The 4,787-nt window shown below is 66.8% G+C and carries 6 protein-coding genes; 4 read left to right on the top strand and 2 right to left on the bottom strand.

Annotated elements, in window-relative coordinates:
- The coding region (locus L979_RS17125; protein WP_369793004.1) for a helix-turn-helix transcriptional regulator at positions 1–96 on the bottom strand (96 nt) is incomplete at its 3' end.
- A 143-nt stretch (positions 97–239) separates the two neighbouring features.
- Complete coding sequence (gene glp, locus L979_RS13285; protein WP_081994531.1) at positions 240–1,523, bottom strand: gephyrin-like molybdotransferase Glp; 1,284 nt, start codon at positions 1,521–1,523, stop codon at positions 240–242.
- Between the two features lie 96 nt (positions 1,524–1,619).
- Here glp and moaA point away from each other — a divergent pair, with 96 nt between their 5' ends.
- The 4 genes from moaA to L979_RS13265 form a co-directional block, all read left to right on the top strand.
- Entirely contained in the window at positions 1,620–2,771 is a 1,152-nt protein-coding gene (moaA, locus tag L979_RS13280) for a GTP 3',8-cyclase MoaA (RefSeq protein ID WP_047692681.1), read from the top strand.
- Positions 2,772–2,790: 19 nt separating this feature from the next.
- Entirely contained in the window at positions 2,791–3,066 is a 276-nt protein-coding gene (locus L979_RS13275) for a molybdopterin synthase (RefSeq protein WP_047692678.1), read from the top strand.
- Positions 3,063–3,674, top strand: a complete 612-nt coding sequence (locus tag L979_RS13270) for a molybdenum cofactor guanylyltransferase (RefSeq protein WP_047692677.1) — start codon at positions 3,063–3,065, stop codon at positions 3,672–3,674. Before L979_RS13275 ends, L979_RS13270 begins: the two co-directional genes overlap by 4 nt.
- Before the next feature lie 33 nt (positions 3,675–3,707).
- The coding region (locus L979_RS13265; protein ID WP_047692676.1) for a molybdopterin molybdotransferase MoeA at positions 3,708–4,787 on the top strand (1,080 nt) is incomplete at its 3' end.

The raw sequence follows: 4,787 nt of genomic DNA, 5'->3' as shown, positions 1-4,787 counted from the left end.
CAGGAGCGGGTAGAGCGTCCCGCCCTTGAGCTCGCCCAGACCTGCCTCAGCCAGTTGAGTGGTGATCTGGTAGCCGTAGGTGGGCCCGGCAACCATGGTCTGCAGGACGCAGGTCTCCAGGACTCCCCGGAGCCATTCGCTGTTGGGGGCTCGTTCGTTCATGACTAAATAGCCTCGCTAAGTAGTCAGACTGTCTAGTCGTCCGAAAGGATGACTTTGCCCCACCTCGACCTAACGCCTCACACCATCAGCCGGACCGACACCAGGCTTCCAGCGGGCACCGGTTCGCTGCCCGGGGGCAACAGAATCAGCGCATTGGTACTCACCGCCGCAGCCAGCAGGTGGGATCCGTAACCGCCCACCCGCCGCACCGCGGAACCATCCCAGTACGCCCGCACCACCCGCATTCGCCCGGGCAACGGGTGAAGTTCGTCCTTACACCGCACCTGGGTCTCCGGACACGACGACGCCGCACCCCACCTCACCAGCGCCGGGCGCAAGAACATCTCCGTGGACACCCACGTGGAGATCGGATTGCCCGGGAAGCACAGGAACGGCACCCCGTTCACCTGCGCCAGCCCCTGCGGCCCGCCCGGCTGCATGGCCACGTGCAGGAACTCGCTGAACTCGGCGACCTCCGGATCGCTGAGGACCCGACGAACCACCTCAAAGGCACCTTCCGAAATCCCGCCTGAACTGATCCACAGATCCGGGGCCTCTGCGCTTTCTCCCGGGGCGTGGGAGGACAGGAGGTGGCGGAGTGCGTCGTCGTGATCCGGGACGTGGAAGTGGCCCACGATCTCCAGGCAGGGGTCCGTGAGGGCTGCGCGGAGGATCTGGGCGTTGGAATCAAAGATTTGTGCCGGGCCGCGGTCCTGGCCCGGGGCCACCACCTCATCCCCCGTGGTGATCAAACCGATGCGCAGGCGCGGGCGAACCTGGACCCGGGTCAGACCGGCGGCCGCACACGAACCCAGCGCGAGCGGTGTGAGACGCTCACCGGAGGCGACCACGGTGGTTCCGGCGGCAACGTCGTCCCCGGCGGGGCGAATGAACCGGCCCATCTCCTGGTCTGCGGGAAGGCGCACAGTGCGGCCCGCCTCCAGGAACTCAGATGGCTCCACCACTTCAATGGGCACCACCGCATCCGCACCGGCGGGGACCGGCGCCCCGGTCATCACGGGCGCCGCGTGGCCCGGCTTCAGAGGTCCTGGCCGATACCCGGCGGCAACGGTGGCAGCCACGGTCAGATCCACAACCTGTCCAGCGCCCAGGGTGTCGGCCGCCCGCACGGCATACCCGTCCATCTGGGAATTGGTGAACGGCGGCAGATCCAGAGCAGCCACCACATCGCACGCCGCAACGCGCCCGGCCGCCTGATGTAACTCCACCCACTCGGGGTTGCGCTCACTCCACGGGCCCTGCCCAAGCAGCTTCACGACGGCGCCCGCGTGCTCCTCCACCGAGCGAGCCTCATGACGATGCGGTGTGGAATGCGAGGTGGGTGGCTTGACCGGTGTCATGGAGGCCAGCGTAGATGGCTCATAGACTGGTCAACTTGTATCGTCGCCACAAGGACGCACAGAGGAGAGGTGATTGCGGTGACCACCGCGCTGGGTATGCCCACGTTGCGTACCCGTTTGGAGCCTTCCCCCGCAGATCCCTCACAGGGGCTGGTGGACCGGTTCGGGCGTCGCGCAACGGATCTACGGATCTCCCTGACGGACAAGTGCAATTTGCGCTGCACCTACTGCATGCCAGCCGAAGGCATGCAGTGGCTGCCCAAGCAAGATCTGCTGACCGCCACGGAAATCCAGCACCTGGTGCAGGTGGGCGTTGAACACCTGGGTGTCCGCGAGTTGCGGTTGACCGGTGGCGAACCCCTGATCCGCGCTGATCTGGAACAGATCATTTCCGGTGTCCGTCACGCCCATCCCGAGTTGCCCATCTCCATCACCACCAATGCCATCGGCCTGGCCCACCGCGCTGCAGGACTCAATCAGGCCGGCCTGACCCGGTTGAACGTCTCCTTGGACACCCTCAACCGGGAAACCTTCAAGCGTTTGGCTCGCAGGGACCGGCTGGAGGATGTGCTGGAAGGTGTGCAGGCCGCCGTCGTGGCTGGGCTGACCCCGGTCAAACTCAATGCCGTGCTGATGCGCGGGGTCAATGACCACGAGGCCCCTGAGTTGCTGGCCTGGGCGCTGGCCAACGGGCTGTCCCTGCGGTTCATCGAGCAGATGCCGCTGGACGCGGACCACGGGTGGACCCGGGAGGGCATGGTCACCGCGCAGGAGATCCGGGACTCCGTGAGCACCCGATTCCACCTGACCCCCCACCCAGCTGACCGCGACGGCGCCCCTGCCGAGCTGTGGGATGTCCGCGAGCGCTCGTCAGATGCCGATGACCCCGGAGAACCTGCGCCCTTGGAATCACGTCCCGTTCTGGGCACGGTGGGGATCATCGCCTCCGTGACGGAGCCCTTCTGCGGGGACTGCAAACGCACTCGGATCACGGCTGAAGGTGAGGTCCGCTCCTGCCTGTTCTCCCACCAGGAGTTCAGTCTGAGGGACCTGCTGCGCGATCCACTGGCCGCGGGAGAGTCCGCCGAACAACGCGATCGCAGGATCGCCGATCACTGGCGCGCGGCCATGTGGATCAAACCCGCTGCTCACGGCATGGATCCCTCTGAGACTGACGGCTCCGTGGTGGGCCTGGACTCCGCTGAGTTCATCCAACCTGAACGCTCCATGTCCGCCATTGGCGGCTGACCCGAATGAGGACCGAATCATGTTGACAGTCCGCTACTTTGCCGCGGCCAAGGCGGCGGCCGGTGTTGCCACTGAGCAGGTGGATCTGGCCCAGGTGGACGCGGATCCCACCCGTGGTGCGGTGGAGAATCATTTGATCTCCCTCCATCCGCAATCCCCGGCCGGGGAACCGCCGCTGGCCGATGTGCTGGCCCGCAGCTCCTTCCTGTTGGACGGCCAGTCCTGCCCCACGCCGCAATCACCCGTGCACGGCAACGCCACCCTGGACGTGTTGCCGCCCTTCGCCGGCGGATGAGCACTCATCCCCTGGGCGCTCAGGCCCAAGCAGTGGTGTTGGCCGGTGGCCGCTCCTCCCGTCTGGGAGGCACCCCCAAGGCCTTGTTCCGCACTGATTCAGAAACCCCCACTCTGGTGGAGGGCACGGTCAACGCTTTGTTGGAGCGGGGGCTTCCCGCGGACGACGTCGTGGTGGTGGGTCCCACTGATCTGCCGAGCATGCCGGTGCGCTTGACCCGCGAGGACCCACCGTTTGCGGGCCCAGCCGCGGGCATTGTGGCGGGACTGGAGGCATTGCCCGGTGAGCAGCCGTGGACCCTGTTGCTGGCCTGCGACATGCCCCGCGTGAGCCATGCCATCGGCGGGCTGCTGTCTGCAGCCCAGGGTTCGGATGACTCCACTCGCGGGATCGTGGTGGTGGATGACGGTCGCCTGCAACCACTGGCCGCGATCTACCGAACAGCACACCTGCTGCAGACCGTGGCGGATCAGCCGAGCGTGAACCGTTCCGTGCGCTCACTGGTGGGAACGCTGTGGGACAGGCAACTGACGCTCACCGGGGCCACGGACGATGTGGACACGTGGGACGATGTCGAAAGGTTCGGCCTGAGACCACCCCAAGGCTGATCCTGGATGCCGACCACAAGGAGCCTGGAACCGATGACTGACGCCACCGCCCTGCCACCCACGGTCTCGCACGCCACCTGGGATCAGGCGCGCACCGCCGCCCACGCCGCAGCGGCACCGCTGCCGGAGCAGTGGTTGCCGTTGAACGAAACCCTGGGCGAAACCCTGGCGCATGACGTCACCGCACAGACGCCCTTGCCCCACTATTCGTCATCTGCCATGGACGGTTGGGCCGTCAACGGCTCCGGGCCGTGGGAAGTCGTGGTCCCCACCCCGGAAGAGGACGACCCTCGACTGACCTGGGCCCGCACCGGCCATGAGCCCGTGGAGCGGGTCAAGTCTCTGGGCCTCAACCAGGCCACCGCCATTGTCACCGGTGGCCTGGTGCCAGAGGGCGCCACCGCGGTGCTGCGCTCGGAATGGGGTACGGAACAGGACGGCCAGTTGGTCCTCAACCACGACGCCGCCCCCGGTGCGCCCCGTCCCGGAGACCACATCCGCCCCGCCGGGGAGGAGGCCTCCGTGGGAGATGTTCTGCTCACCGCAGGTGCTCGGTTGAATCCAGCTCACATTGCTTTTGCGGCCGTGACGGGTCAGGACATGTTGCCGGTACGTAGGCGCCCCCGGGTGACCCTGCTGCTGACCGGGGACGAGGTTGATGAGGCGGGACTACCGGAGCCCGGACGAGTCCGTGACGCCTTTGGTCCGCAGCTGCCACAGTTCGTGCACATGCTGGGTGGGCAGGTGGATGCCGTGCACCGGCTAGGTGATGACTTGGAGGTCTTAACCGAACGTCTGATCGTGGCGGAGACAGGTGCCGAATCCGTCCTGGATTCCCGCGCTCAACTGATCATCACCACAGGCGGGACCGGGGGTTCTTCCGCGGATCATCTGCGCACCGCTCTGGCTGATTCCGGGGCGCACCTGATTGTGGACGAGTTGGCTCTGCGCCCTGGGCACCCTGCGCTGCTGGCCCGGATGCCCGACGACGGCCCGTTTGTGCTCGGCCTGCCCGGCAACCCCCTGGCGGCCATGTCCGCCTTGATGCTGCTGGGCGCTCCCCTGCTGGCGGCATTCGGCGGCGCCGGCTTGCCACCCACGGTGGAGGTCTCC

It is taken from the genome of Kocuria sp. ZOR0020, from assembly GCF_000800955.1.
GTDB classification, from domain to species: domain Bacteria; phylum Actinomycetota; class Actinomycetes; order Actinomycetales; family Micrococcaceae; genus Kocuria; species Kocuria subflava.
Note: the sequence above shows the minus strand (reverse complement) of the source record. Positions and strands in the feature narration are given on the sequence as shown.

Bases quoted from the DNA above. Each gene is read 5' to 3' on its own strand.
- glp (WP_081994531.1), bottom strand. From the start codon at position 1,523: ATGACACCGGTCAAGCCACCCACCTCGCATTCCACACCGCATCGTCAT.
- moaA (WP_047692681.1), top strand. From the start codon at position 1,620: ATGCCCACGTTGCGTACCCGTTTGGAGCCTTCCCCCGCAGATCCCTCA.
- L979_RS13275 (WP_047692678.1), top strand. From the start codon at position 2,791: ATGTTGACAGTCCGCTACTTTGCCGCGGCCAAGGCGGCGGCCGGTGTT.
- L979_RS13270 (WP_047692677.1), top strand. From the start codon at position 3,063: ATGAGCACTCATCCCCTGGGCGCTCAGGCCCAAGCAGTGGTGTTGGCC.